Source organism: Vulcaniibacterium gelatinicum, from assembly GCF_008033445.1.
GTDB lineage: Bacteria > Pseudomonadota > Gammaproteobacteria > Xanthomonadales > Xanthomonadaceae > Vulcaniibacterium_B > Vulcaniibacterium_B gelatinicum.
Genome location: NZ_VNKO01000014.1, coordinates 57184 through 83341, shown reverse-complemented (window position 1 = coordinate 83341; position 26158 = coordinate 57184). Strand labels below are relative to the sequence as shown.

Annotated in this window: 24 protein-coding genes and 1 tRNA gene; 3 read left to right on the top strand and 22 right to left on the bottom strand. The window is 72.7% G+C overall.

Annotated features, from left to right (window positions below):
- The coding region (locus FPV26_RS09445) for a hypothetical protein (RefSeq protein WP_147653635.1) at positions 1-1064 on the bottom strand (1064 nt) is incomplete at its 3' end.
- Positions 1065-1068: 4 nt separating this feature from the next.
- Positions 1069-3120 carry a RelA/SpoT family protein gene (locus FPV26_RS09440; protein ID WP_147653640.1) on the bottom strand — a complete coding sequence of 684 codons (2052 nt, stop codon included), beginning with the start codon at positions 3118-3120 and terminating at the stop codon, positions 1069-1071.
- Between the two features lie 170 nt (positions 3121-3290).
- Between FPV26_RS09440 and FPV26_RS09435 the strand changes: the two genes are divergently transcribed.
- Complete coding sequence (locus FPV26_RS09435; protein WP_147653634.1) at positions 3291-3788, top strand: hypothetical protein; 498 nt, start codon at positions 3291-3293, stop codon at positions 3786-3788.
- 15 nt (positions 3789-3803) lie between these two features.
- On the opposite strand, the gene FPV26_RS09430 is transcribed toward FPV26_RS09435, so the two are convergent.
- The gene (locus tag FPV26_RS09430) at positions 3804-7859 is read right to left on the bottom strand and encodes a DUF3418 domain-containing protein (RefSeq protein WP_147653633.1); all 4056 of its coding nucleotides are present in this window, start codon (positions 7857-7859) and stop codon (positions 3804-3806) included.
- A gap of 78 nt (positions 7860-7937) precedes the next feature.
- On the opposite strand from FPV26_RS09430, the gene FPV26_RS09425 reads away from it, so the two are divergent.
- Both FPV26_RS09425 and recQ read left to right on the top strand, forming a co-directional pair.
- Entirely contained in the window at positions 7938-8465 is a 528-nt protein-coding gene (locus FPV26_RS09425; protein ID WP_147653632.1) for a Dps family protein, read from the top strand.
- Positions 8466-8543: 78 nt separating this feature from the next.
- Positions 8544-10370: a DNA helicase RecQ gene (gene recQ, locus FPV26_RS09420; protein ID WP_147653631.1), complete on the top strand. Its 1827-nt coding sequence runs from the start codon at positions 8544-8546 to the stop codon at positions 10368-10370.
- A 28-nt stretch (positions 10371-10398) separates the two neighbouring features.
- On the opposite strand, the gene FPV26_RS09415 is transcribed toward recQ, so the two are convergent.
- The 19 genes from FPV26_RS09415 to FPV26_RS09325 form a co-directional block, all read right to left on the bottom strand.
- Positions 10399-10473 (bottom strand) — tRNA-Lys (locus FPV26_RS09415).
- 21 nt (positions 10474-10494) lie between these two features.
- The gene (gene queC, locus FPV26_RS09410) at positions 10495-11187 is read right to left on the bottom strand and encodes a 7-cyano-7-deazaguanine synthase QueC (RefSeq protein WP_147653630.1); all 693 of its coding nucleotides are present in this window, start codon (positions 11185-11187) and stop codon (positions 10495-10497) included.
- The gene (gene queE, locus FPV26_RS09405) at positions 11184-11861 is read right to left on the bottom strand and encodes a 7-carboxy-7-deazaguanine synthase QueE (protein WP_147653629.1); all 678 of its coding nucleotides are present in this window, start codon (positions 11859-11861) and stop codon (positions 11184-11186) included. The genes queC and queE overlap by 4 nt, the downstream gene beginning before the upstream one ends.
- A gap of 76 nt (positions 11862-11937) precedes the next feature.
- Complete coding sequence (ybgF, locus tag FPV26_RS09400) at positions 11938-12765, bottom strand: tol-pal system protein YbgF (protein ID WP_147653628.1); 828 nt, start codon at positions 12763-12765, stop codon at positions 11938-11940.
- Positions 12766-12789: 24 nt separating this feature from the next.
- Complete coding sequence (pal, locus tag FPV26_RS09395; RefSeq protein WP_147653627.1) at positions 12790-13305, bottom strand: peptidoglycan-associated lipoprotein Pal; 516 nt, start codon at positions 13303-13305, stop codon at positions 12790-12792.
- Between the two features lie 72 nt (positions 13306-13377).
- A complete protein-coding gene (gene tolB, locus FPV26_RS09390; protein ID WP_147653626.1) occupies positions 13378-14709 on the bottom strand; it encodes a Tol-Pal system beta propeller repeat protein TolB in 1332 nt (443 codons plus the stop codon).
- A 91-nt stretch (positions 14710-14800) separates the two neighbouring features.
- On the bottom strand, positions 14801-15748 hold the full coding sequence (gene tolA / locus FPV26_RS09385) for a cell envelope integrity protein TolA (RefSeq protein WP_147653625.1): 948 nt from the start codon (positions 15746-15748) through the stop codon (positions 14801-14803).
- 2 nt (positions 15749-15750) lie between these two features.
- On the bottom strand, positions 15751-16188 hold the full coding sequence (locus tag FPV26_RS09380; protein WP_147653624.1) for an ExbD/TolR family protein: 438 nt from the start codon (positions 16186-16188) through the stop codon (positions 15751-15753).
- A 19-nt stretch (positions 16189-16207) separates the two neighbouring features.
- Complete coding sequence (gene tolQ, locus FPV26_RS09375) at positions 16208-16999, bottom strand: protein TolQ (protein WP_147653623.1); 792 nt, start codon at positions 16997-16999, stop codon at positions 16208-16210.
- The gene (gene ybgC, locus FPV26_RS09370; protein WP_147653622.1) at positions 16996-17406 is read right to left on the bottom strand and encodes a tol-pal system-associated acyl-CoA thioesterase; all 411 of its coding nucleotides are present in this window, start codon (positions 17404-17406) and stop codon (positions 16996-16998) included. Before ybgC ends, tolQ begins: the two co-directional genes overlap by 4 nt.
- A gap of 68 nt (positions 17407-17474) precedes the next feature.
- Complete coding sequence (gene ruvB, locus FPV26_RS09365) at positions 17475-18515, bottom strand: Holliday junction branch migration DNA helicase RuvB (protein ID WP_147653621.1); 1041 nt, start codon at positions 18513-18515, stop codon at positions 17475-17477.
- A gap of 241 nt (positions 18516-18756) precedes the next feature.
- Positions 18757-20667, bottom strand: a complete 1911-nt coding sequence (locus FPV26_RS09360; RefSeq protein ID WP_147653620.1) for a potassium transporter Kup — start codon at positions 20665-20667, stop codon at positions 18757-18759.
- A gap of 32 nt (positions 20668-20699) precedes the next feature.
- Positions 20700-21290, bottom strand: a complete 591-nt coding sequence (gene ruvA / locus FPV26_RS09355; RefSeq protein ID WP_147653619.1) for a Holliday junction branch migration protein RuvA — start codon at positions 21288-21290, stop codon at positions 20700-20702.
- Between the two features lie 13 nt (positions 21291-21303).
- On the bottom strand, positions 21304-21825 hold the full coding sequence (gene ruvC, locus FPV26_RS09350) for a crossover junction endodeoxyribonuclease RuvC (RefSeq protein WP_147653618.1): 522 nt from the start codon (positions 21823-21825) through the stop codon (positions 21304-21306).
- 18 nt (positions 21826-21843) lie between these two features.
- Positions 21844-22584 (bottom strand): YebC/PmpR family DNA-binding transcriptional regulator, encoded by a 741-nt coding sequence (locus FPV26_RS09345; RefSeq protein ID WP_147653617.1) that lies wholly within the window; start codon positions 22582-22584, stop codon positions 21844-21846.
- A 66-nt stretch (positions 22585-22650) separates the two neighbouring features.
- Complete coding sequence (locus FPV26_RS09340) at positions 22651-23292, bottom strand: esterase/lipase family protein (RefSeq protein WP_147653616.1); 642 nt, start codon at positions 23290-23292, stop codon at positions 22651-22653.
- A gap of 63 nt (positions 23293-23355) precedes the next feature.
- On the bottom strand, positions 23356-23871 hold the full coding sequence (locus FPV26_RS09335) for a GNAT family N-acetyltransferase (RefSeq protein ID WP_147653615.1): 516 nt from the start codon (positions 23869-23871) through the stop codon (positions 23356-23358).
- A gap of 14 nt (positions 23872-23885) precedes the next feature.
- On the bottom strand, positions 23886-25658 hold the full coding sequence (aspS, locus tag FPV26_RS09330; RefSeq protein ID WP_147653614.1) for an aspartate--tRNA ligase: 1773 nt from the start codon (positions 25656-25658) through the stop codon (positions 23886-23888).
- Between the two features lie 105 nt (positions 25659-25763).
- The gene (locus tag FPV26_RS09325) at positions 25764-26060 is read right to left on the bottom strand and encodes an FmdB family zinc ribbon protein (protein ID WP_147653613.1); all 297 of its coding nucleotides are present in this window, start codon (positions 26058-26060) and stop codon (positions 25764-25766) included.
- Positions 26061-26158 lie beyond the last annotated feature (98 nt).

Sequence of the window (26158 nt, the reverse complement as noted above, 5' to 3'; positions counted from 1 at the left end):
CGCACCCGGCGCGCGACCGCCGGGCCGCGCTGCGGCGCCAGGCGCGCCGCGCGGGCGCGCGCCTGGGCCAGGCGTTCGTCCGCGTGCGCGACCGCCGGATGGCGGGGGTCCAGCGCCCGCGCCGCGGCCAGCGCCTGGGTTGCTTCGGCGAAGCGGAAATCCGCGGCCAGTCGCTCGCTGCGGGCCGCATGCGCGAGCAGGATGCGTTCGAACCCGGCGCGCGCCTCGGCATCGTCGGCGTGCACCGCGAGCACCTCGCGCCAGGCCGCCGCGGCCTCGTCCAGGCGGCCACGACGCTCCATCGCGGCGGCACGCGTGCGTGCGGCATCCGCGGCACGGGCCAGCTGCGCGCGGGTGTCGGGCAGGTCCATGTGGCCGGCGTCGTAGCGCTCGGCCTGCGCCACCAGCGCCGCGGCCTCGGCCAGCGCACCGTCGGCCGCAGCGCGGCGCGCGCGCTGCAGCAGGTCGGCCAGCAGGTCCTCGCGCGCTTCCAGGGCGTCGGTGCGCCGCGGCTGCAACGCCAGCACGCGCTGGTACAGGTCCAGCGCCTGCACGCTCCGGCCGGCGGCGCGCAGGGCCGCGGCGCGGGCCAGCATGCCCTCGATGCCGGCCACGGCCGCCTCGCGCCGGCGCAGTTCCTCGGCGAGCGCATCGGCCTGCGCGCGCGGCACCGCCAGCGCCCGCGCCAGTTGCAGCTGCGCCTGCGCCTCGGCGAAACGCTGCGCCGCCAGCGCGCGGCGCGCCTGCGCCAACGCGGCCCGGCCCACGCGCTGCAGGCCGCGCCGGGCCTCGTCGCGGTCGGGGTCGAGCGCGAGCGCGGCCTCGAACAGCTCGCGCGCGCCGCTGCCGTCCGCCGCGCTCAACCGCCCCTGCGCCAGCGCCGCCTCGCCGGCCTCGACCAGCGCCTGCGCGCGCGCCCGCGGCCACAGCCGGTCGCCGATCGGTTCGCGGAAGACGAACAGCAGCGCGAGCACGGCCGCCACCAGGCCGGCGACCAGCCACGGCGCATGCCGGCGCCAGGCCGCGCGATCGGGCGGGGACGACGGACGGTGGCCTGCGTGCATCGCCTCAGGTCGCGCGCCGCGCCGATTCCACGCCCGGCAACGCGGCGAGCTTTCCGAGCAGGCTGCTGAGCTGGCCGAAGTCCTTCACCCGCAGCCGCAGCCGCAGGTGCACCCGGCCGCTGTCGCGCTCGGCGGCGCTGTTGATCGCGGCCACGTGTGCGCCCTCCTGCGCGATCAGGTTGGTGAGGTCCTTGAGCAGCCACTTGCGGTCGAGCGCGACCAGCGCCACGTCCGCCTCGTGGCCGCCGCCGGCCGCGCCCCACTCCACCGGCAGCACCCGCTGCGGCTGCGCCGCCGACAGGCGCAGGAACGCGGCGCAATCGGGCCGGTGCACGGACACGCCGCGGCCGCGGGTGAGGTAGCCGACGATCGCCTCGCCCGGCAGCGGCTGGCAGCAGCGCGCGATCTGCACCAGCAGGTTGCCCACGCCCTCGACCGTGAACCGGGCCTGCTTGGGCGGCGGCGCGCGCCGCGCCGGCACGGCTTCCGCCGGCGGCGCCTGCTGCGCACGCTCGTGCTCGAGCAGGGCGCGGCCGACCTGGTGCGGGCCGACGTCGCCGAGCGCGATCATCACCATCAGGTCTTCGTCGCTGGCGGCGTGGAACTTCTCCCGCGCCGGGGCGAGGTCGGCGTGGGCCAGGCCGAGGCGCTTGAGTTCGCGTTCGAGCAGCTCGCGCCCGGCCTGCAGGTTGCGGGCGCGGTCGAGCCTGTGGAACCAGTTGCGCACCTTCTCGCGCGAGCGCGCGCTGGCCAGGAAGCCGTTCGCCGGCAGCAGCCAGTCGCGGCGCGGCTCGGCCACCTTGCCGGTCAGGATCTCGACCCGGTCGCCGCTGCGCAGCACGTGGTTGAGCGGCACGATGCGGTCGTTGACCTTGGCGCCGCGGCAGCGGTGCCCGACCTCGGTGTGCACGTGGTAGGCGAAATCGAGCGGGGTCGCGCCCTGCGGCAGGTCGAGCACCTCGCCCTTCGGGGTGAGCACGTACACCCGGTCCTCGGCCAGCTCGCTGTCGAGCTCGCGCAGCAGCCCGCCCTCCTCGCCCGGCGGCGCTTCCAGCAGCTGCCGCATCCAGGCGATGCGCTTCTCCAGCGCGGGATCGGCGCCGCCCTTGCCTTCCTTGTACTTCCAGTGCGCGGCCACGCCGAGCTCGGCCTGGCGGTGCATCTCGTGGGTGCGGATCTGCACCTCCAGGGTCTTGCCCTCCGGGCCGATCACCGCGGTGTGCAGCGAGCGGTAGTCGTTGCGCTTGGGTCGGGCGATGTAGTCGTCGAACTCGCTCGGGATCGGGGTCCAGGTCGCGTGCACCACGCCGAGCGCGGCATAGCAGGCCGGCACGTCGTCCACCAGCACCCGCACCGCGCGCAGGTCGTACAGCTCGCCGATCGGCACGTCCTTCTTCTGCATCTTCTTCCAGATGCTGTAGATGTGCTTCGGCCGGCCGGCGACCTCGGCGCGCAGGCCGTGCGCGGCCAGCGCCTCGCGCAGCACGCGCTTGACCTGCTCGATGTAGCGTTCGCGGTCGGCGCGCTTCTCGTCGAGCAGGCGGGCGATGCGCTGGTAGGTGTCCGGCTCGAGATGGCGGAAGGCGAGGTCCTCGAGTTCCCACTTCAACTGCCAGATGCCGAGCCGGTTGGCGAGCGGGGCGAGGATGTCGCGCGCCAGCTGCGCCAGCGCGCGCCGCTGCGGCTCGGGCAGGGCGCCGGCGGCGCGCAGCCGGGCCAGGTGGCGGGCGAGCAGGATCGGCACCACGCGCAGGTCGCGCACGATCGCCAGCAGCAGCCGGCGCAGGCCCTCGCTGTTGCCGCCGTCGCGCTGCGCCGCGTGCAACTGCCAGACCTGGGCCGCGGCGCGCTGGCCTTCCAGCAGCGCGGCCACGCCGGGGTGCTCGCGCAGCACGCGCTCGCCGAGCCGTTCGCGCAGCGCCGGCAGCGCGTGCAGCACCGCCGCCGCGGCGACCTCGCCGTCGGCGCCGAGCCGGGCCAGCGCGTCGAGGGTATCGGCCAGGATCCGCGGCGGATCCGGCGCGCCCTCGAACGCCGTCGCGCCGGCCTCGAGCATCGCCTGGCGCAACGGCTCGGCGATCGCGTCGGCAGGCGGACGCGCCAGCAGCGTCGGCAGGCTGTCTTCGGCGGCGGGTGGCAGGGCGGGGGCGGACACGGGGTCAGGACGGGCGATCGGCACCGGGCATCCGACTACACTAGCCGCGGTCCCCGACGAGGAACACCCCGATGGCCCGCCTGCGCACCGTCACCCTGCTCCTGCTCGCCGCCCTGGCCCTGCCGCTGTCCGCGCAGCAGGGCAACCGTCCGATCGAACAGGAGATGACGCCGGAGCAGTTCAAGGCCGCCGGTCTGGACAAGCTCACGCCGGAAGAACTGGCCAATCTGAACGCCTGGCTGGGGCGCAAGCTGGACGCCGAAACCAGCCAGGCCGTGGCGCAGGAACGGCAACGACTCGACACGGAGCGGACACGCAGCGGGCGGCTGCTCTTCCGTGACGACGACCCAATCGAAAGCCGCCTGGTCGGCCCGTTCCGCGGCTTTGAAATGAAGCGGGTGTATACGCTCGAGAACGGCCAGGTCTGGAAGCAGGTCGAGCCTGCCTCGCTCCCTGGCGTGCGCCTGGACAATCCGAAGGTGCGGCTCAAGCCGTCACTGGTCGGGGGTGTGTGGTATCTGCAGATCGAGGGATATGGCCCGACCGCAAAGGTCAAGCGGATCAAATAGCGCCGTCGCGCCCGCTCATCGCTGCTGCAACTGGGCCAGGCGCGCGGCCAGTTTCTTCACCGACACGCCGCCCCTGGCGCCCAGTTCCTGCGCGAACAGCGACACGCGCAGTTCCTCCAGGTCGCGGCGGAAGGCCTGCCAGCCGGGGTCGCCGGCGTGGCCCTCCGCTTCCGCCGCGGCCAGCGCCTCGGCGAACGGGCGCAGTTCGAGCATGCGCGCCTGGTCGCGCGCCGGGTCGCGCAGCGCGCGTTCGGCGCGCACGGCCAGCGCCTTGAGGTAGCGCGGGTATTCGGCGAGCAGCTCGGCCGGGGTGTCGCGCAGGAATCCCGGCGGCGTCAGCGCGGCCAGGTGCGCGCGCATGTCGTCGAGGTTGCCGCTGGCCCAGCCGATCAGCGGCGCTTCCAGTCGCGCGCGCACCTCGGCCACCAGCGCCAGGATGGTTTCGGCCTGCCGCAGGCGCGCCACCGCCTCCGGGAACAAGCCCCTGGCCAGCGCCTCGCGGCGCGCGGCGAACGCGGCCGGATCGCGGATGGTGTCCAGGCCCTCGGCGGTGAGCGCGGCGAAGGCGCCGTCCACCAGGTCGGCGCGCAGGGGGGAAATGGGGGGAAATGGGGTCAGAGACCTTTTCCCTCGCGGGGGAAATGGGGTCAGAGACCTTTTCCCGCGAGGGAAAAGGTCTCTGACCCCATTTCCCCCATTTCCCATCGCCGCGTACAGCAGCTCGGTCTTCGGCGACACCGGCAACTGCTTGCGCGCCTGGCGCAGGCGGTCGGCCAGCGTCAGGGCGAGCAGGCGGCGCACGCCGGCGGGATGGCGGCGTTGCGCCTCGGCGCGGTCGGCGTGCACCGACAGCGAGACGCTGTCGCCCTCGTCGTGCAGCGCCGGATACGCCGGCACACCGCCCGCACCGGGCACGATCTCGGGGATCGCGGTGTCCGGGAACGCGGTCAGCCCTCTCCGGGCCAGTCCTTCGGCCGCGCGCGCGGCGAACGCGGCCGCGGCGCGCGCGCCGAACTGCGCGCGCAGCCCGGCCAGGTCGCGCGATTCGGCCAGCACCGTGCGCCCGTCGCGGTCGAGCAGGCGCAGGTTGGCGTGCAGGTGCGGCTCCAGCGCGGCCGGGTCGAACTCGGTTGGCGACAGCGCCACCCCGGTGAGGCGCTGCAGGAAGCGCGCCAGCTCGCCCTCGATCGCGTCCGCCATCGGCTGCGGGTACGCCTCGGCGAAGGCGCGTGCGAATTCGGGGGCGGGCACGAAATTGCGGCGCAGCGCCTTCGGCAGCGTGCGGATCAGGGCCGCGGCCTTGTCCTCGACGAAGCCGGGCGCGAGCCACGACAGCCGCGCCGGATCGAGCGCATTGAGCAGGTGCAGCGGCACCACCACGGTCATGCCGTCGTCCGGCGCGCCCGGTTCGAAGCGGTAGCGCACCGCCAGCCGCGCCTCGCCCAGCGGCAGGTACGGCGGGAAGCGCGCGGCCTCGCTGGCCTGCCCCACCAGCAGGTCGTCCAGCGACCATTCCAGCGCGGCGCGGGCCTCGGCCGGCAGCTTCGCGTACCAGGCCTCGAGCGCCTGCGCGTTGTGCACGTGCGGCGGCAGGCGGTCGAGGTACCACCGCGCCTGCCATTCCTCGTCCACCACCAGGCCGGCGCGGCGGCGCTTGGCCTCCTCCTCCTTGGCCCTGGCCAGGGTGGCGAGGTTGCGCGCCAGGAACGCGCAGCGGGTGTTGATCTCGCCGGTCACCAGCGCGTCGCGGGCGAAGATCTGCCGCGCCTCCTCCGGATACAGCGCGCCGTAGTGGATCGGCCGCTTCGGCGCCAGCACCAGGCCGAACAGGCTGACCTGCTCGCTGCCGATCACCCGCCCCTGGGTGCGCGACCAGCGCGGGTCGTGCTGGCGGCGCGCGAGCAGGTGCGGCAGCTCGGCGATCGCCCATTCCGGTTCGATCGCGGCATTGGTCAGCGCCCACACCTTCTCGGTCTCGAGCAGGGTCGCCGAGAGCACCCACGGCGGCGGTTTCGCCGCCAGGGTCGAACCCGGGAACAGCTGGAACCTGCGTCCGCGCGGGCCCTCGTACACGCCGCGCTCGAGGCGCTGGCCGAGCTGGGTGGGCAGGCCGGCCAGCAGCGCGCGGTGCAGGGCGGCGTAGGACGCGCCCTCCTTCCCGCCTTCCACCTCCCAGCCGAGTTCCTCGCACAGCAGCTTCAGCTGCCGGTGCAGCTCGCGCCACTCGCGCATGCGCAAAAAGCCGAGGAAATGCCGCTCGCACCACTTGCGCAGCTGCGACTGGGTCAGCTCCTCGTGCGCGGCGCGGTAGGCGTCCCACAGCTTGAGGATGCCGACGAACTCCGACTTCGGGTCGGCGAACTGCGCGTGCGCGGCGTCGGCCGCGCCGCGCGCGTCGGCGGGGCGTTCGCGCGGATCCTGGATGCCGAGGAAGCCGGCGATCACCAGCATCTCGCGCACGCAGCCGTGCGCCTGCGCCGCGACCAGCATGCGCGCCAGCTTCACGTCCACCGGCAGCCGCGCCATGGTGCGGCCGATCGGGGTCAGGCGGCGCTCGCCGTCCACCGCGCCGAGTTCGGCCAGCTGTTGCCAGCCGTCGGCGATCGCGCGCGGTTCGGGCGGCTCCAGAAATGGGAAACTCTCGATGATCCGGGCATCCCCTTCCAGGGCCTGCCCGGATGCGCGTTTCGGCAGAGCCGAAACACGGCCCTCGATCCTGCCCAGCCCCAGCGCGAGCATGCGCAGGATCACGCCGGCCAGCGCCGCGCGGCGGATCTCCGGATCGGTGTAGCGCGGCCGCGCGGCGAACTCGGCCTCCGCGTACAGCCGGTAGCACACCCCGGGCGCGATCCGGCCGCAGCGGCCCTTGCGCTGGTCGGCGCTGGCCTGGCTGATCGGCTCGATGTGCAGGCGGTCGAGCTTGAGCCGCGGGCTGTAGCGCTTGATCCGCGCCAGCCCGGGGTCCACCACGTAATGGATGCGCGGCACCGTGAGCGAGGTCTCGGCGACGTTGGTGGCGAGCACGATCCGCCGCTGCGGCCCGGGATTGAACACGCGGTCCTGGTCGCGCGCCGACAGCCGCGCGTACAGCGGCAGGATCTCGGTGTGGCGGTACTTGCGCCGCTCCAGCGCGCGGTGCGCGTCGCGGATCTCGCGCTCGCCGGGGAGGAACACCAGCACGTCGCCCAGGCGCGATTCGCGCACGATCTCGTCGCAGGCGGCGACGATGCCGTCGAGCACGCTGCCCTCGCCTTCGCTCCCGCCCTCGCCTTCCAGCGGCCGCCAGCGCACCTCCACCGGATGCCCGCGCCCTTCCACCGCCACCACCGGCGCGGCGCCGAAGTGGGCGGCGAAACGCTCGGTGTCGATGGTCGCGGAGGTGACCACGAGCTTGAGGTCGCGCCGCTTCGACAGCAGGCGCTTGAGGTAGCCGAGCAGGAAGTCGATGTTCAGGCTGCGCTCGTGCGCCTCGTCCACGATGATCGTGTCGTAGCGCGAGAGCCAGCGGTCGGAGGCGATCTCGGCCAGCAGGATGCCGTCGGTCATGAACTTGACCACGGTGTCCTCGGCCACCTGCTCGGTGAAGCGCACCTGCCAGCCGACCGCGCCGCCGAGCGGCACCTGCAGTTCCTCCGCCACCCGCCGCGCCACCGCGCGCGCGGCGATGCGGCGCGGCTGGGTGCAACCGATCATGCCGGCGGCGCCGCGGCCGGCGGCCAGGCACAGCTTGGGCAATTGGGTGGTCTTGCCCGAGCCGGTCTCGCCGGCGACGACGACCACCGGATGGGCGCGGATCAGCTCGACGATGCGTTCGGCCTCGGCCGCGATCGGCAGCGCCGGATCCACCGGCGCCTGCGGCAGCGCCGCGGCCCGTGCCTCGCGCGCCGCCAGCGAGGCCTGCAGGGCCTGGGCGAAGGCCTCGCGCGCCCGCGCATCGGCCGGCGCGGCGTTCCAGCGCGACCACAGCGCGTGCAGGCGCCCGTGGTCGCGGCTGAGCGCGGCGGCGATCGCGGCGCGGGCCCGGCGCAGCTCGTCGCGGGCGCGCGCCTCGATAGAGGACGTCGATGGCATCGTTCGGAAGGATTCACTTGGCCTGCACGGCCGCAATCGCTATTTTGACCGCCAAACCCCGCAAACGGAGCCACGTCCATGGCCAAGTCCGCGTCCAAGCCGTCCGCCAGCCCTGCCGGCGCAGGCGCCCCGGCGATCGACATCGGCATCTCCGCCGGCGACCGCAGGAAGATCGCCGAGGGCCTGTCGCGCTTCCTCGCCGACGCCTACACCCTGTACCTGAAGACCCACAACTTCCACTGGAACGTCACCGGGCCGATGTTCAACACCCTGCACACGATGTTCGAGGCCCAGTACACCGAGCAGTGGGGCGCGCTGGACGAAGTCGCCGAGCGGATCCGGGCGCTGGGCTTCAACGCGCCGGGCTCGTATGCGGAATTCGCGCGGCTGACCTCGATCGCCGAGGAACCGGGACTGACCGACACCGCCGACTGGCGCGAGATGGTGCGCCAGCTCGTGGTCGGCAACGAGGCGGTGTGCCGCACCGCGCGCAAGGTGCTCAAGACCGCCGAGCATGCGGGCGACGACCCGACCGTGGACCTGATGACGCAGCGCCTGCAGATCCACGAGAAGTACGCCTGGATGCTGCGCTCGCTGCTGCAGTGACCGGCGCGCGGCATCCGCCGCCCCGCCGCCGCGGCGATGTCCGACGGCCGGCCGCGTCCCGGCTGCTACCCTAGCGGCATGCACGACGCCGCCCTCGCCACGCTCCGCCACGTCTTCGGTCATCAGCACTTCCGTGGCGAGCAGGCGCAGGTCGTGGCCCACGTGGCCGCCGGCGGCGACGCGCTGGTGCTCATGCCCACCGGCGGCGGCAAGTCGCTGTGCTACCAGCTGCCGGCGCTGCTGCGAGAGGGCACCGCGATCGTGGTCTCGCCGCTGATCGCGCTGATGCAGGACCAGGTCGAGGCGCTGCGCCAGCTCGGGGTGCGCGCGGCGTACCTGAACTCGACCCTCGACGCGGCGCAGGCGGCGCAGGTCGAGCGCGACCTGCTCGAGGGCACGCTCGACCTGCTGTACGTGGCGCCCGAACGCCTGCTCACCCCGCGCTTCCTGGGCCTGCTCGATCGCGCCACGATCGCCCTGTTCGCGATCGACGAGGCGCACTGCGTCTCGCAATGGGGCCACGACTTCCGCCCCGAGTACCGCGAGCTGACCGTGCTGCACGAGCGCTGGCCGCAGGTGCCGCGGATCGCGCTCACCGCCACCGCCGACGTCCCCACCCGCGAAGAGATCGTCGAACGGCTCGGGCTGGAACGGGCGCGGCGCTTCGTCAGCTCCTTCGACCGCCCGAACATCCGCTACACCGTCGTGCCCCGGCACGACGCCCGCCGCCAGCTGCGCGCGTTCCTGGACGAGCACGCCGGCGAGAGCGGGATCGTGTACTGCCTGTCGCGGCGCAAGGTCGAGACGGTCGCCGCGGAGCTCGCCGCGCACGGCATCCCCGCCCTGCCCTACCACGCCGGCCTGGACGCGGCCACGCGCGCCGGGCACCAGCGCCGCTTCCTGCGCGAGGACGGCCTGATCATGGTGGCCACCATCGCCTTCGGCATGGGCATCGACAAACCCGACGTGCGCTTCGTGGCCCACCTCGACCTGCCCAAGTCGCTGGAAGGCTACTACCAGGAAACCGGCCGCGCCGGCCGCGACAGCGAGCCGGCCGAGGCCTGGCTCGCCTACGGCCTGGGCGATGCGGTGCTGCTGCGGCGGATGATCGGCGAATCCGAAGCGGGCGAGGAACGGCAGCGGCTCGAGCATCGCAAGCTCGACGCCCTGCTCGGCTACTGCGAATCCACCGAATGCCGCCGGCGCATCCTGCTCGGCCATTTCGGCGAGGCGCACCCCGGCGGCTGCGGCAACTGCGACAACTGCCTGACCCCCGCACAGCGCTGGGACGGCACCGTCGCCGCGCAGAAGGCGCTCTCGTGCGTGTGGCGCACCGGCCAGCGCTTCGGCGCCGCGCACCTGATCGACGTGCTGCGCGGCGCCGACACCGCCAAGGTGCGCCAGTTCGGCCATGAGCGGCTGAGCACCTACGGCATCGGCACCGAGCTCGACGCGAAACAGTGGCGCAGCGTGTTCCGCCAGCTCGTCGCCGCCGGCCTGCTCGAGGCCGACCTCGCCGGCCACGGCGCCCTGCACCTGACCCCCGCCAGCGCCGCGGTGCTGCGCGGCGAGCACACGCTGTGGCTGCGCGCCGATCCGCCGAAGCCGCCGCGCCGCCGCGAACGCGACGCGCGCGGCACCGCCCCCGCCCCCGGAGCCGCGCTGGACGGCGCCGCCCGCGCCCGCTTCGAACGCCTGCGCGCCTGGCGCGCCGACGCCGCCCGCGCGCAGAACGTGCCCGCCTACGTGATCTTCCACGACAGCACCCTGCGCGCGATCGCCGAGGCGCACCCGGCGGACCTGTCCGCGCTCGCGGACATCCCCGGCCTCGGCGCGCGCAAGCTCGAACGCTACGGCCGCGAGGTGCTGGCGGTGCTGGAGGACGAGGCCGCGGTGGCGGCGTGAGGGGTGGGCGAGACCGCTGACCGGAAAGTGGTGGGCCGTGTAGGGGTCGAACCTACGACCAACTGGTTAAAAGCCAGCTGCTCTACCACTGAGCTAACGGCCCGGTGCGGGCGCGCATTTTAACTCACGCGCCCGGAACCACGTACCGCGTCGGATCCGCCACCCCGGCGGCGGCGAATCCCGCCGCGCGCAGGCGGCAGGCGTCGCAGTGCCCGCAGGCGCGGCCCGCGGCGTCGGCCTGGTAGCAGGACACGGTGTGGGCGAAGTCCACGCCCAGGCGCAGGCCCTCGCGCACGATCTCCGCCTTCGACATCCGCAGCAGCGGCGCGTGCACGCGGAAGCCCGCGCCCTCCACCCCGGCCTTGGTGGCCACGTTCGCCAGCCGCTCGAAGGCGGCGATGAACTCCGGGCGGCAGTCCGGATAGCCGGAGTAGTCCACCGCGTTGACGCCGCAGAACAGGTCGGTGGCGCCGAGCACCTCGGCCCAGCCGAGCGCGACCGCGAGCATGATGGTGTTGCGCGCCGGCACGTAGGTGACGGGGATCCCCGCGCCGATCACGTGCCCGTCGGAATCCACCGGCACCGCGATGTCGTCGGTCAGCGCCGAGCCGCCGATGCTGCGCAGGTCCACCTGCACGGTCTTGTGCTCGACCGCGCCGAGCAGGGCCGCGACCCGCGCGGCCGCGTCCAGCTCGGAGGTGTGGCGCTGGCCGTAGCGCACGCTCAGCGCGTGGCAGGCGAAGCCCTGCGCGCGCGCGATCGCCAGCACCACGGCCGAGTCCATGCCCCCCGACAGCAGCACCACCGCCGGCTTCATCGCCCCGGCTCCTCGCCCCACAGCAGCTTGTGCAGCTGCACCTGGAAGCGCACCGGCACCCGCTCGGCCACGATCCAGTCGGCGAGCTGGCGCGGCGCGAGCTGGCCGTGACTGGGCGAGAACAGCACCTCGCAGCGCTCGGACAGGCGGTGTTCGGCCAGCACCGCGCGCGCCCAGTCGAAATCGGCGCGGTCGCAGAGCACGAACTTGACCTGGTCGCGCGGGGTCAGCAGCGCCAGGTTCTCCCAGCGGTTGCGGTGCGCCTCGCCCGAGCCCGGGGTCTTGACGTCCACCACCCGCGACACGCGCGGGTCCACCGCGCCGATGTCGAGCGCGCCGGAGGTTTCCAGCGAGACGTCGTGGCCGGCGTCGCACAGCCGCCGCAGCAGGACCAGGCAGCGCTTCTGCGCCAGCGGCTCGCCGCCGGTGACGCAGACGTGGTGCGCGCCGAGCCGGGCGACCTCGGCCAGGATCGCGTCCAGCGTCCACCACTGCCCGCCGTGGAAGGCGTAGGCGGTGTCGCAGTACCCGCAGCGCAGCGGGCAGCCGGTCAGGCGCACGAACACGGTCGGGCGGCCCACGTCGCGGGCCTCGCCCTGCAGGGACAGGAAGATCTCGGTCAGCTTGAGCCGCTCGGCCGACGCGGCGGCCGCATCGGCGACGATGGCGTGCATGGACGGGATTTTACCGCGACACGGTCCCGCGCCGGCTCAGAGCCTGTGAAAAGCCGAGGGCCTGAAAAACAGGCCCTCAGCGCACCCGGGTCAGCAGGATCGCGCGCAGCCGGTCCTCGGCGGTGCGGGCCGCGTCGGTGCCGGGGTAGCGGGCGATCACCTGGCGCAGGGTCGCCTCGGCGGCGTCGAGGTCGCGCAGGCCGTACTGCGACAGGCCGACCTTGAGCAGCGCGCCGGGGGCCTTGTCGTGGGTCGGATAGCGCTGCAACAGGGCCTGGAACTGCTCCAGGGCGAGCGCGTAGTTCTGGGTGACGTAGTAGCTCTCGCCCAGCCAGTACAGCGCGTTGGGCGCGTAGCTGCCGCCCGGATGGGCCTGCAGGAACTCGTGGAAGGCGGAGGCCGCCTCGGCATAGCGGCCGGCGCGCAGGATCGCGAACGCGGCCTCGTAGGCGCTGCGCTCGTCGGCGGCCTGGGCCAGCTTGCCCGGGTCGCCGTACACCGCCGGCGGGCGCTCGGCGGGCGCGCCGGTCGCGGCGGCCGGTGCGGCCGGGCTCCCGCCCTGCCCCGCTGCCGCCGGCGCGGCCGGCGCCGGTGTCCCGCCCTCGAGCCGCTGCAGGCGGCTGTCGAGGTCCAGGTACTGGCTCTTGCCGCTCTGCTGCAGCTGTTGCAGCTGGTGCTGCAGCTCCTCGACCTGGGCGCGCAGCGCCTGCACCTCGCTGCGCAGCTGGGTGATCTGGTTGACCAGCTCGACGTTGCCGTTGTCCGCGGCCGCGCGGGCCTCGAGCGCGGCCACGCGTTCGGCCAGGCTGGCCCGCTGCGCCGCGGCCGGCGCGGCGGCCACGAGGGCCGCCGCGGCGAACGCGCAGGCGAAGCGGAACGGTGCGCGGTGCGGAAGGGTCTTCATGCCGGCAGCGTCCCGGTCACCCGGTCACTTCGCGGTGTAGATGATCTCGACCCGGCGGTTGCGCTGCCAGCAGTCCTCGTTGGACTCGGTGCAGGTCGGGCGCTCCTCGCCGTAGCTGACCACGGTCAGCTGGCTCGCCGAGCCACCGTTGGCCTGCAGGGCCGAGGACACCGAGTTGCCGCGGCGCTCGCCCAGGCCGAGGTTGTACTCGCGGCTGCCGCGCTCGTCGGCATGGCCTTCCAGGGTGATGCGCGCCGAAGGACGGTCGCGCAGGTACTTGGCATGGCAGGCCATCGCCGCCTGGAACTCCGGCCGCAGCACGTCCTGGTCGAAGTCGAAGTAGATCACGCGCTGGCGCAGGCAGGCGTCGGTGTCCAGGTCCTCCGGGGTGTACAGGCCGGACGGGGCCGGAGCGGGCTCGGTCGCCGGCGTCGGCGTGGGCGCGGGCTCGGACGGCGGGGTTTCCTTGACCTTCTTGGTGCACGCCACGGCGGCGGTGCAGAGCAGGGCGGTGAGCAGCAGGCGGGTGGTGGCGTTCATCGTCGTCGTTCCTCGTCTTTTCTTTCGGACACAGCAAAAACAGGGCAGGCAGCCGCGGCAGTCTAACCGCATTCAGCGGGGCTGACGGTACGGGCCCCAGGCGGGTTCGCGCACGTCGCCCTCGGCCAGCACCAGACGCTGGCGTACACGCGCGTCGGCCGAGACCGCATACAGCACGCCACGGCCGCCCTCGCGCGCGGCATACAGCACCATGCTCGCGTTGGGGGCGAAGCTCGGCGACTCGTCGAGCGAACCGGGCGAGAGCAGGGTCCAGCGCGGGCTGCCGAGGCTGCGGTCCAGCAGCGCGATGCGGTAGGTGTTGCCGCTGCCCTGCGCGACCGCGAGCTTCTTGCCGTCGTAGGACACCGTGGCCCGCGCGTTGTAGCTGCCCTCGAAGGTCACGCGGCTGGCGCTGCCGCCGCCGGCCGGCACCTGGTAGATCTGCGGCCGGCCGCCGCGGTCGGAGGTGAAGTACAGGGTGCCGCCGTCCGGGCTCCAGACCGGCTCGGTGTCGATCGCGAAGTGATCGGTGATCCGGGTCAGCGCGCGGGAACCGAGGTCCATCACGTAGATCTCGGGGTTGCCGGTGCGCGAGAGGGTGAGCGCGAGGCGGCGGCCGTCGGGCGAGAAGCTCGGCGCGCCGTTGATGCCGCGGAAGCTCGCCACCAGCTCGCGCGCGCCGGTGCCCACGTCCTGGATGTAGATCGCCGAGTTGCCGCGCTCGAAGCTGACATAGGCCAGCTTGCGCCCGTCCGGGCTCCACGCCGGCGACAGCAGCGGCTCGGACGAGCGCACGATGGTCTGCGGGTTGTAGCCGTCGGCGTCGGCCACCACCAGCGCGTAGCGCGCGCCCTTGCCGGTGCCGACCGCGGTGACGTAGGCGATGCGGGTCCAGAACGCGCCGCGCACGCCGAGGATTTTCTCGTAGATCGCGTCGGCGATCTGGTGGGCCACGTCGCGCAGCGCGTTCGCGCGCGCGGTCAGGGCGAAGCCGAGCAGGCGCTGCTGCTTGGCCACGTCGAACAGCTCGTACTCCACCCGGTAGCCGCCGTCGCCGGCGTCGAGCACGCGGCCGACGACGAGGAAGTCCTGCTTCAGCGCACGCCAGGTCGGGTAGCTGACCTCGCTGCCGCGGGTCGGGCGCTCGATGAGGTCGCGCTCGGGCAGGGTCCGGAACTGGCCGGAGCGGTCGAGGTCGGCGCGGATCACCGCGGCCACGTCGGTCTGCGGCGCCGCGCCCGCGCCCTGGTAGGGCATCGGCACGACCGCGATCGGCAGCGCGGCGGCGTGGCCGCCGACGATGTCGATCTCCAGCCCGCGCTCCTGCGCGGCCGCGGCCAGCGGCAGGAGCAGCCAGCAGAACAGGAACAGCAGGATGGCCAGGCGGGACGGTGCTCGGGTCATCGGCGGATCCTTGCGTGAACGGGCGAGTCTTCCAGCTTGACCGTGAACGGCGGCTCAAGGATGAACGGAAACGGACTCGGCGGCCTGGGCATCAGTAATCGCGCGCCTCGAAGTTGAGCGTGAGCACGCGCGCGAACACGCGTTCGAAGCCCGCGTACGGCAGCGGCTGGGCCTTGAGCACCGCGGCCTCGACCGAGCGCCGGCCGAGTTCGTCATAGGGGCAGCTCGGCGCGACCTGCACCTCGATCACCTGCCCGCCGGGGATCTGCTTGATGATCAGCTGGCAGCGCTGGCCCAGCGGCACCGTCTCCGGGCGCGTCCAGTTGCGCGCGATGGCCTCCTGCAGCGCGGCCTGGTAGCGCGCGAGCAGATCGCGGTCGAGGCCCTCGTTGCCGCGCGGCGCGGCGCTGGCGCTGGCATCGGCCTGGGCCGCGGCCTCGGCCGCGTTGCGGGCCTGGTAGTCGGCGAGCTGGCGCAGGCGCTCCTCGGCCAGGCGCGCCTCGCGCGCGGCCTGTTCGCGGCGGCGGCGGATGTCGGCGAGCTGCTGCAGGCGTTCGCGCTCCATCTCCGATAGGCGCTGGCGACGCTGCGCTTCCTCCTGGCGCTCGCGCTCGGTCAGGTCCACCTGCTCCTGCCGGCGCCGCTCCTCCTGCTCGCGTTCGCGCGTCTCGCGCGAGATGGCGTCGGCGCGCACCCGCTCCTGCTCGCGGGTGTCGGGCTCGGGCAGCCGCTCCTGCGGTTGCGGCTGCGGCGGCACCGGAGCCTCCTGCGGCGCGGGCTCGGGGCGCGGCTGCGGCGGCGGCGCGGCATCCTCGGCCGGCGGTTCGGGCGGCCGCGGCGGTTGCGCGAGCGCGCGCCGCGCCTGCGCCGGCAGGGCCTCGAACGACACGAAGTCCGCCTCCACCGGCGAGCCGGCGGCCGACACCGGCGCGCGCTCGCGCGTCCACCACAGCCCGAGCACGGCCAGGGCGAACAGCAGCGCGTGCAGGGCCAGCGAGAGCAGCAGCGCCTGCGCAGTGTCGGCACGGGTCTCGCGCATCTTTAGTCGCGGCCCTCCGCGGGCAGGCTGATCAGGCTGACCTTGCTCACCCCGGCGGCGTTGATCAGGTCAATGCCGGCCATGATGGTCTGGTAGCTGGCGTCGCGGTCGCCGCGCACCAGCACGGTCAGCTGCGGGTTCTGCCGGCGCAGCGCGCCGAGTTTGGCGGTCAGTTCCTCGGCGCCGACCTCGCGGTTGTCTCGCTCGATCATCAGCGCGTAGCGACCGTCGGCGTACAGGCTCACCACCACCGGCTCCTTCGGCACCACCAGCGACTTGGCGTGCGACTCGGGCAGCTGGATGTCGGTGCCGAGGTTGAGCAGCGGCGCGGTGACCATGAAGATGATCAGCAGCACCAGCATCACGTCAATGTAGGGGACGACGTTGATCTCGGCCTTGAGGCGCCGCTTGCGGTGGCGGCGGGCACTGGCGGCGGGCATGGCGGTTCCTCCGGCAGGCTCAGGGCTCGTCCGCGTGCGCCTGGCGCTGCAGGATCGAGGCGAACTCCTCGGCGAAGGCGTCGTAGCGCGAGGACAGGCGCTCGACCTTGGTGGCGAAGCGGTTGTAGGCCCAGACCGCGGGGATCGCCGCGAACAGGCCCATCGCGGTGGCGACCAGGGCCTCGGAGATGCCGGGGGCGACGGTGGCGATGGTCGCCTCCTTCACGTTGGCCAGGCCCTGGAACGAGAGCATGATTCCCCACACCGTGCCGAACAGGCCGACGTAGGGGCTGATCGAGCCGACGTTGGCCAGGAACTCGAGGTTGTGCTCCAGGCCGTCGAGTTCGCGCGCGGTGGTGGCGCGCATCGCGCGCTGCGCGCCCTCGAGCTGGATCCGCGCGTCCACGCCGCGGCGCTGGCGGATGCGGTTGAACTCGCGGAAGCCGCCCTCGAAGATCGCCTCCATCCCGACCGGCGTGCGCCCGCGCTCGGTGGCGTTGGCGTACAGGCGCGAGAGTTCGGTGCCGGACCAGAACCGCTCCTCGAAGCCGTCGGCCTCGCGCTCGGCGCGGTCGAGCACGCGCTTCTTGCGGAAGATGATCACCCACGAGGCGACCGAGGCGAACAGCAGCAGCAGCATCACCAGCTGCACCGGCAGGCTGGCGTGCAGCACCAGTTGCCACAGGTCGATGCCGTGGCCGCCCGCCGCCGCGGCGCCGGTGGCGGCCTGCGCGGCGAGCTCGGTGGCCTGCGCCGGGGTCTCCTCGGGCAGCGCCTCGACCGTGGTCTGCAGCATCAACAGCGGCGTCATGCGTCGTTCTCCACCAGGGCTTGCAATGCGTCGTACAGCGGTTGCGGGATCGGCCGCGGCCGGAAGCCGGTGGCCGACAGCGCGGCGATGCGGACCTGCGCATCGAGCAGCAGGACGCCGTCGCGGCGGATCTCCTGGGCGATGACCAGGCTGGCGCGACGGCACTCGCGCAGCGCCACCGTCGCCTCCAGCGCGTCGTCCAGCCGCGCCGGCGCGCGGAACTCGATCCGCATCGCCCGCACCGCGAACAGCAGGTCGTGCTCCGCGCGCAGGCACTCCTGGCCGTGCCCGTGCGCGCGCATCCACTCGGTGCGCGCGCGCTCGAGGAAAGCCAGGTAGCGTGCGTGGTACACGACGCCGCCGGCGTCGGTATCTTCCCAGTAAATGCGGACCGGATGGCTGAACATGCGTTAAGGAAAAGGAAAAGGAAAGGGGGGAAAAGGGAAAAGGGGTCAGAGTGAATTTCGAACGAAATTCACTCTGACCCCTTTTCCGCCTTTTCCGACCCCTTTTCCGCACCGCGCGGCATCAGCCCCAGGTGCCGGTACGCCTTCGGCGTGGCCATGCGCCCGCGCGCGGTGCGCACCAGGAAGCCCTGCTGGATCAGGTACGGCTCGATCACGTCCTCGAGCGTGCCGCGTTCCTCCGACAGCGCCGCGGCCAGCGACTCCACCCCGACCGGGCCGCCGTCGAAGGCCTCGATGATGGTGCCGAGCAGGCGCCGGTCGAGCTCGTCGAAGCCTTCCGGATCCACCTTGAGCATCGCCATCGCGGCGTCGGCGACCTCGCGCGTGATCGCCCCGTCGGCGCGCACCTGGGCGTAGTCGCGCACCCGCCGCAGCAGCCGGTTGGCGATGCGCGGCGTGCCGCGCGAACGGCGCGCGATCTCGGCCGCGCCCTCCGCCGCGCAGGCGATGCCGAGGATCTGCGCCGAGCGGCGCACGATCCGGGTCAGCTCCTCGGCGCTGTAGAACTCCAGGCGCTGGACGATGCCGAAACGGTCGCGCAACGGCGCGGTCAGCAGCCCCGCGCGCGTGGTCGCGCCGATCAGCGTGAACGGCGGCAGGTCCAGCTTGATCGAACGCGCGGCCGGCCCCTCGCCGATCATGATGTCGATCTGGAAATCCTCCATCGCCGGGTACAGCACCTCCTCGACCACCGGCGAGAGGCGATGGATCTCGTCCACGAACAGCACGTCGTGCGGCTGCAGGTTGGTCAGCAGCGCGGCCAGGTCGCCGGCCTTCTCGATCACCGGCCCGGAAGTGATGCGCAGCCCCACCCCGAGCTCGTTGGCGATCACGTGCGACAGCGTGGTCTTGCCCAGCCCCGGCGGGCCGAAGATCAGCACGTGGTCCAGCGCCTCGCCGCGGCCCTTGGCCGCCTCGATGTAGATGCGCATCTGCTCGCGCACCGGCTGCTGGCCCAGGTATTCGTCCAGGCGCCGCGGACGGATCGAGGCCTCGACGGCCTCCTCCTCGCGGGTGGCGGCGGGAGAGACGATGCGGGGGTCGTTCATGCGCGCATGTTCGCATGGCGGCGCGGCGAACGGCAGCCGCCGCGGCGATGGCCACGACACCGCGAGCCGCGGTGCAGGGCCGCAGGCCCGGAGCGGGACTGTCGGCGGCAGGGAAGCCGCCGACAAGCTCCAGGGACGGGTTCACGGCGTGCCCCGCTCCGGGCCTGCGGCCCTGCGCCGCGGCCCTGCGGAAGAGCCCCCGGCCCACCCTCGCAAGCGCGGGAGGGAGGAAAGGAAGACCTCAGATCTCGACCTGCGCGCCGAGCTCCACCAGCCGGTTGCCGGGAATGCGGAAGAAGCCGGTGGCCGGCGCCGCGTTGCGGTGCATGAACGCGAACAGCCGGTCGCGCCAGATCGGCATGCCCTTGCGGCGCGCCGGCACCACCGTCTCCCGGCTGGCGAAGTAGGTCGTGTCCATCGGATCGAAATGGATCCCGCCCTGGTCGCAACTGCGCATCAACGCCAACGGCACGTCCGGCGTCTCCATGAAACCGAACCGCACCAGCACCCGATAGAAGTTCTCGCCGATGGACTCGATCTTCAGCCGCTTGTCCTGCGGCGCGTACGGCACGTTCAGCGTCTCCACCGTCAACAACACGTTGCGCTCGTGCAGTACCTTGTTGTGCTTGAGGTTGTGGAGCAGCGCATGCGGCACCACCGTCTTGTCCGCGGTCAGGAACACCGCCGTGCCCGGCACCCGCACCGGCGGCGCCAGCATCAGCCCCGGCAGGAACGTGTCGAGCTGGATGCCCTCCTTGCGGATCTCCTCCTGCAGCAGCAGCCGCCCGCGGCGCCAGGTGCGCAGCAGCGTGAACAGCACGATGCCGAGCACCACGGGGAACCAGCCGCCCTGCAGGATCTTGGCGCCGTTGGCGGTGACGAACGCCGCGTCGATGAACAGGAACGGCACGCACAACGGCAGCACCCACACCCGCCAGCGCGGCCACAGCGCGCGCGCCACGATCGCCAGCAACAGGGTGTCGATCAGCATCGTCGCCGACACCGAGATTCCGTAGGCGGTGGCCAGGGCGGACGAGCTGCCAAAGCCCAGCACCAGCAGGATCACCACCACCATCATTGCCCAGTTGATCGCCGGGATGTAGATCTGGCCGATGGTCGCCTCGGAGGTATGCCGGATCTGCATGCGCGGGATGTAGCCCAGCTGCATCGCCTGGCGCGCCACCGAATACGCCCCGGTGATCACCGCCTGCGATGCGATCACGGTAGCCGCGGTGGCCAGCACGATCATCGGGATCCGGCCCCACTCCGGCACGCCGATGTAGAAGGGGTTGCGGATCGCGGCCGGATCCTCCAGCACCAGCGCGCCCTGGCCCAGGTAGTTGAGCATCAGCGACGGCAGTACGAAGAAATACCAGGCCCAGCGAATCGGCCTGGCGCCGAAATGCCCCATGTCGGTGTAGATCGCCTCGCCGCCGGTGACCGCCAGCACCACCGCGCCGAGGATGAAGATGCCGTGCCAGCTGTGCTCGGCGAAGAAACGCACGGCCCACCACGGGTTGACTGCCTCGAGCACCTCGGGTTCGTGCAGGATGTTGAGCACGCCCAGCGCCGCCAGCGAGAGGAACCACAGCGACGTCACCGGCCCGAACACCTTGCCGACCTTGGCAGTGCCGTAACGCTGGGTCATGAACAGTGCCGCGAGCACCGCCACCGTGACCGGCACGATCCAGTCGTGCAGCTCCGGCGCCACCACCTCCAGCCCTTCCACCGCCGACAGCACCGAGATTGCCGGCGTGATCACCCCGTCGCCGAAGAACAGCGAGGCGCCGAAGATGCCGACGATGCCGACCAGGTACGCCGAACGCGACCCCTTGGCGAAGGTGCGTTCGGCCAGCGCCATCAGCGCCATGATGCCGCCCTCGCCCTCGTTGTCGGCGCGCATGATGATGGTCACGTACTTGAGCGTGACCACCAGCATCAGGGCCCAGAACACCAGCGAGAGGATGCCGAGCACGGTGTCGTGGTCGGCGGTGAGGCCGTAGTGCGGCGAGAACGCCTCCTTCAGCGTGTACAGCGGGCTGGTGCCGATGTCGCCGAAGACGACGCCGATCGCGCCGACGATCAGGCCGAACAGGCCGATCTGGCCATGTCCCTGTGCGCCGTTGGCGCTGGCGGTTGCGGTGTTGGCCATGGGCCTTCCTGGGATCGCGGGTGCCGGGGCGCTCAACGGAGCGCGGACTTTAGCGCCTTTCGGATGATGGCGGCGGCGTCGTCGCCGGCCGCGGCGGCCTCGCGCGCCATGCGCGCGGCCTCGGCCGGCTTGTAGCCGAGCTGCTGCAGGGCGATGGCCGCCTCGGACTGCGGATCGGCCGGCACGCCGGCGGCGGCCGTCGCGGCGCCCGCGCCGGCCAGCCCGGCGGCGCGGTCGCGCAGCTCCACCACCATCCGCTCGGCGGTCTTCTTGCCGATGCCGGGGATGCGCGCCAGCGCCGTGACGTCGCCGGCCTGCACCAGGCGCGCGAACTCGTCCACGCTCACCCCGGAGAGCACCGCCAGCGCGATCCGCGCGCCGATCCCGGACACCTTCTGCAGGTCGCGGAACAGCCGTCGCTCGGCCTCGCGCAGGAAGCCGTACAGCGCCACGCTGTCCTCCTTCTGCGCGTAGTGCACGAACAGCGCCACCTCGCGCCCGAGCTCGGGCAGGTCGTAGAAGGTGCTCATCGGCGCCTCGAGCTCGTAGCCCACGCCGTGCACGTCCACCACCAGCCATGGCGGCTGCTTGTGCGCGAGGATCCCCTTCAGGCGTCCGATCATCGTCGTCCCCCCTTCAGCGGCGGCGCAGCGCGGCCACGCTCGCGCCGGCACGCTTCGCGGTCGCGCTCATGTGCGCGTGGGTCAGGGCCACGGCCAGCGCATCGGCGGCGTCGGCCTGCAGCCGCTCGCCCTGCAGGTCGAGCAGCAGCCGCACCATGTGCTGCACCTGGGCCTTCTCGGCCGCGCCGCGCCCGACCAGCGACTGCTTGATCACCCGCGGCGGATATTCGTGCACCGGCAGGCCGCGGCGCACCACCGTGGCCAGCGCCGCGCCGCGGGCATGGCCGAGCTTGAGCGCGGAGGTGGCGTTCTTGTCCATGAACACGGTCTCGATCGCCACTTCCTGCGGCCGCCAGGCGTCGAGCAGCGCGTCCAGCCCCTCGCACAGCAGGCCCAGGCGCGCCGGGAAGTCGGCGGCCTCGAGCAGCACCAGCGCCTGCGCGTGCACGAACGTGCAGCGCCCCGCGGCGTCCACGTCGATCACGCCGATGCCGGTGCGCTGCGAGCCCGGATCGATGCCGAGGATGCGGGTCATCGCGCGCCGGCCGCCGCCTCAGGCATACGCTTCTTCCGGCAGGTCCGCGTTCGAGTACACGTTCTGCACGTCGTCCAGGTCCTCGAGCCAGTCGAGCAGCTTGAGCACCTGCTGCGCGGTCTCGCCGGTCACGCGCACCTCGTTGTCGGCGCGGTAGGTGACCTCGGCCTGGTCGGGGGTCAGCCCGGCGGCGACCATCGCCGCCTTCACCGCCTCGAACCGCTCCGGCGCGGTCAGCACGTCCACCGAGCCGTCCTCCGGATACGCCACCACGTCGTCGGCGCCGGCCTCGATCGCCGCCTCGGTGATGCGCGCCTCGTCGGCGCCGGGGGCGAAGCTGAGCACGCCGAGCTTGCGGAACATGAACGCCACCGAGCCGTCGGTGCCGAGGTTGCCGCCGAACTTGCTGAAGGCGTGGCGCACGTCGGCCACGGTGCGCACGCGGTTGTCGGTCAGGCAGTCCACGATCACCGCCACGCCGCCGGGCGCATAGCCTTCGTAGCGCACTTCCTCGTAGGCCACGCCCTCGAGTTCGCCGGTGGCCTTCTTGATCGCGCGCTCGATGCTGTCCTTGGCCATGTTGGCCGACAGCGCCTTGTCCACCGCCGCGCGCAGGCGCGGGTTGCCGGCGGGATCGCCGCCGCCGCTGCGCGCGGCGACCGAGATTTCACGGATCAGCTTGGTGAAGATCTTGCCCCGCTTGGCGTCCTGCGCGTTCTTGCGGTGCTGGATGTTGGCCCATTTGGAATGGCCGGCCATGGCGTGACGACCCAGGGAAAAACGACGGGAAATGATAGCAAGCGGCGCGCCGGCGCCCGGCCCGGCTCAGCCCGCCGCGGACGCCGCGGCGTGCCGGAACCGGCCCTCGCGCAGGAAGGCGGCGGCCTGGGCCGCGGCCTCGGCCGAGAACAGCAGGCCGCTGTGGCTGGCCGGGACCACGACGTGGTCGGCCAGGCCCGGCAGCCGGGTCTCGTCCACCGCCACGGTGCCGTCGTGCGGGCCGTCGAAGTGGCCCAGCAGTGCGCCCAGGCCCAGCGGCAGGCGCCCGGCGACCACCCCGACCTCCGCCCGCCCCTGCCAGCACGGCAGGCCCTCGCGCAGCAGCGCGGCGCTGCGGCCCAGCAGCCAGTGGTGCAGCGGCAGGCGCGCGGCGGCGGCGCTGCCGCGCAGCGGCGAGCCCAGGCAGACCACGCGCGGCACCGGCGGCGCGCCGTCCTCGCACAGCGCGCGCAGCGCGATCAGCCCGCCCAGGCTGTGGGCGACGATGTGCGCCGGCCGCTCCCCGATCTGCGCCCGCAGCCGCGGCGCCGCATGCTCCGGGCCGCCGGCGACCGAGGCGTAACCGAAGGTCTCCGGCGCGAACCCGGCCTCGCGCAGCCTCCCTGCCAGCCAGTGCATCGCCAGCGCCGGCATCCACAGGCCGTGCACCAGGATCACGCGCGAAGGGAAATCGGGGTCAGAGTACATTTCGCCCAGTGTCGCAGTCCGATGCCGTGAAAATCAGAGCGAAATGTACTCTGACCCCGATTTTCACCCGCGCCGGAAGATGAACTCGCGGTCGCGCACGCGACCGACCGGGAACTCGTACTCGCCCGCCTTGGCGAAGCCGTAGCGGGCGTAGAACCGCTGTGCGCCGAAGTTCTCGCTCCAGACGCTGATCCACAGCGTGCGCGGGCCGTCGCGCTCGAGCCAGGCCTGGGCCTGTTCGAACAGCCGCGCGCCGAGCCCGCCGCCCTGGTGGCCGGCGCGCACGTACAGCCGCTTCAGTTCACCGTCGCCCGGGCGCACGTCCGGATGCGGCAGGCCGCAGGGGCCGGCCAGGGCGTAGCCGATCGCCTCGCCGTCAGCGGTTTGTGCCAACCACAGCGCATACGCCGGATCGGCCAGCCACCGCGCGTAGGCCTGCGGCGCGTGGCTCTCCTCCAGGAACGCGCACAGGTCCTCCTCCGGATACAGATGGCCGAAGGTCTCGGTGAAGGTGCGCGCACCGAGCGCCGCCAGCGTGGCGGCATCGTCTGGCGTGGCGCGGCGGATGACGTGGGTCATGGCTCGGCCATGCATCACGCCTTCGGCCGCACCTGCACGTGCACCTCGGCGAGCTGCTCGTCCGGGATCGGCGAGGGCGCGCCGGTCATCGGGCACTGCGCGGTGGTGGTCTTGGGGAAGGCGATCACGTCGCGGATGGACTCGGTGCCGGCCATCAGCGCGGCGATGCGGTCAATGCCGAAGGCGATGCCGCCGTGCGGCGGGGCGCCGTAGCGCAGCGCCTCGAGCAGGAAGCCGAACTTGAGCTCGGCCTCCTCCTTGCCGATGCCAAGCAGCTCGAACACCGCGCTCTGCATGTCCGAACGGTGGATGCGGATCGAGCCGCCACCGATCTCGTTGCCGTTGAGCACCATGTCGTAGCCGCGCGAGACCGCGGTCCGCGCGTTCGCGCGCAGGTCCTCGATGTCATCCACCGCCGGCGCGGTGAACGGATGGTGCAGGGCGACGAAGCGCCCCTCGGTCTCGTCCCATTCGAACATCGGGAAGTCGGTGACCCACAGCGGCTTCCAGCCGTCCTCGACCAGGCCCAGGTCGCGGCCGAGCTTCAGGCGCAGCGCGCCCATGAAGTCGCTGGCCACCTTGTAGCTGGCCGCGCCGAAGAAGATCGCGTCGCCGCTCGCCGCGCCCGCGGCCTGCACGATCGCGGCCAGGGTCGCATCGTCCAGGAACTTGGCGATCGGCGAGCTGATGCCCTCGCGGCCCTTGCCGGCGTCCTCGACCTTCATCCACGCCAGGCCCTTGGCGCCGAACTTGGCGGCGTGCGCGGCGTAGTCGTCGAGCTGCTTGCGCGAGAACTGCGCCCCGCCCGGCGCGCGCAGTGCGATCACGCGGCCGTCCTCGTGGTTGGCCCAGTCGGTGAAGACCTTGAACTCGCACGACTTGACCAGGTGGGCGATGTCCACCAGCTCGAGCGCGATGCGCAGGTCGGGCTTGTCCGAGCCGTAGCGGCGCATCGCCTCGGCATAGGTCATGCGCGGGAACGGATCGGCGAGCTCGACCCCGATCACCTCGCGGAACACGTCGCGGATCAGCGCCTCGACGGTGTCCTGCACGTCGCGCTCGGTGACCCAGGCGAACTCCATGTCGAGCTGGGTGAATTCGAGCTGGCGGTCGGCGCGCAGCGCCTCGTCGCGGAAGCAGCGCGCGATCTGGTAGTAGCGGTCGAAGCCCGCCATCATCAGGATCTGCTTGAACAGCTGCGGGCTCTGCGGCAGCGCGTAGAACTCGCCCGGATGCATGCGCGCCGGCACCAGGAAGTCGCGCGCGCCCTCGGGCGTGGCCTTGGTCAGGATCGGCGTTTCGATGTCCTGGAAGCCGCGCGCGTCCAGCCAGCGGCGCAGCGCCTGCACCAGCCGGATGCGGGTGCGCATCATGCGCTGCATCTCGGGGCGGCGCAGGTCGAGGTAACGGTACTTGAGGCGGATGTCCTCGCCCGGGTTCTCGTGGGCGTGGAACGGCAGCGGCTCGGCCTTGTTGAGCACCTCGATCCTGGTCGCCACCACCTCGACCCGGCCGGTGCGGAGCTTGTCGTTGACGCTCTGGCGCCGGCGCACGGTGCCGGTGACGCGCAGGCAGTCCTCGTAGTGGACGTGCGCGGCGGCGGCGAGCACTTCGGCGTTGCCGGGCGCGTCCGACGGTTCGGCGACGATCTGGACGATGCCCTCGTGGTCGCGCAGGTCGAGGAAGACCAGGCCGCCGAGGTTGCGGGCGACGTCGGCCCAGCCGCACAGGGTCACGGTCTGGCCGATCAGGGCCTCGTCCACGAGGCCGCAGAAATGGGTGCGCATGGGGGCTCCGGAGCGTTCGAGTTCCGGCGCGGGCCGGAAAGCCGGCCATTCTAGCCGGCCGGACGGCCCGCACGGCCCCGGGCGGAGCCCGGAACCGGCGGCGGCTCAGGCGGTCACGGCCGCCGCGGCGGGCTTGGACTCGGACTTGCTCTCGCCCGACTTCGCGCCGTCGGCGGGCTTGTCGCCGCCCTGGTCCACCAGGTTGCGCTTCTTTTCGCCGTCCTTCTTGAAGTCGGTCTCGTACCAGCCGCCGCCGGCGAGGCGGAAGGCCGGCGCGGTGACCTGGCGGCGGACGGCGTCGGCGCCGCAATCCGGGCAGGCGGCGGGGTCGGGGTCGGAGAGCTTCTGCAGGCGGTCGAAGCTGTGGCCGCAGGCGGCGCAGGCGAAGGCGTAGATCGGCATGGCGGGCGTCGGGACTGCGAAAGACCGGGCGCCAGTCTGGGGGCTGCGCGGCGGATTTCAAGCCGGACGGGGCGCGCTAGGCTAGGCCCTCCCCCGCA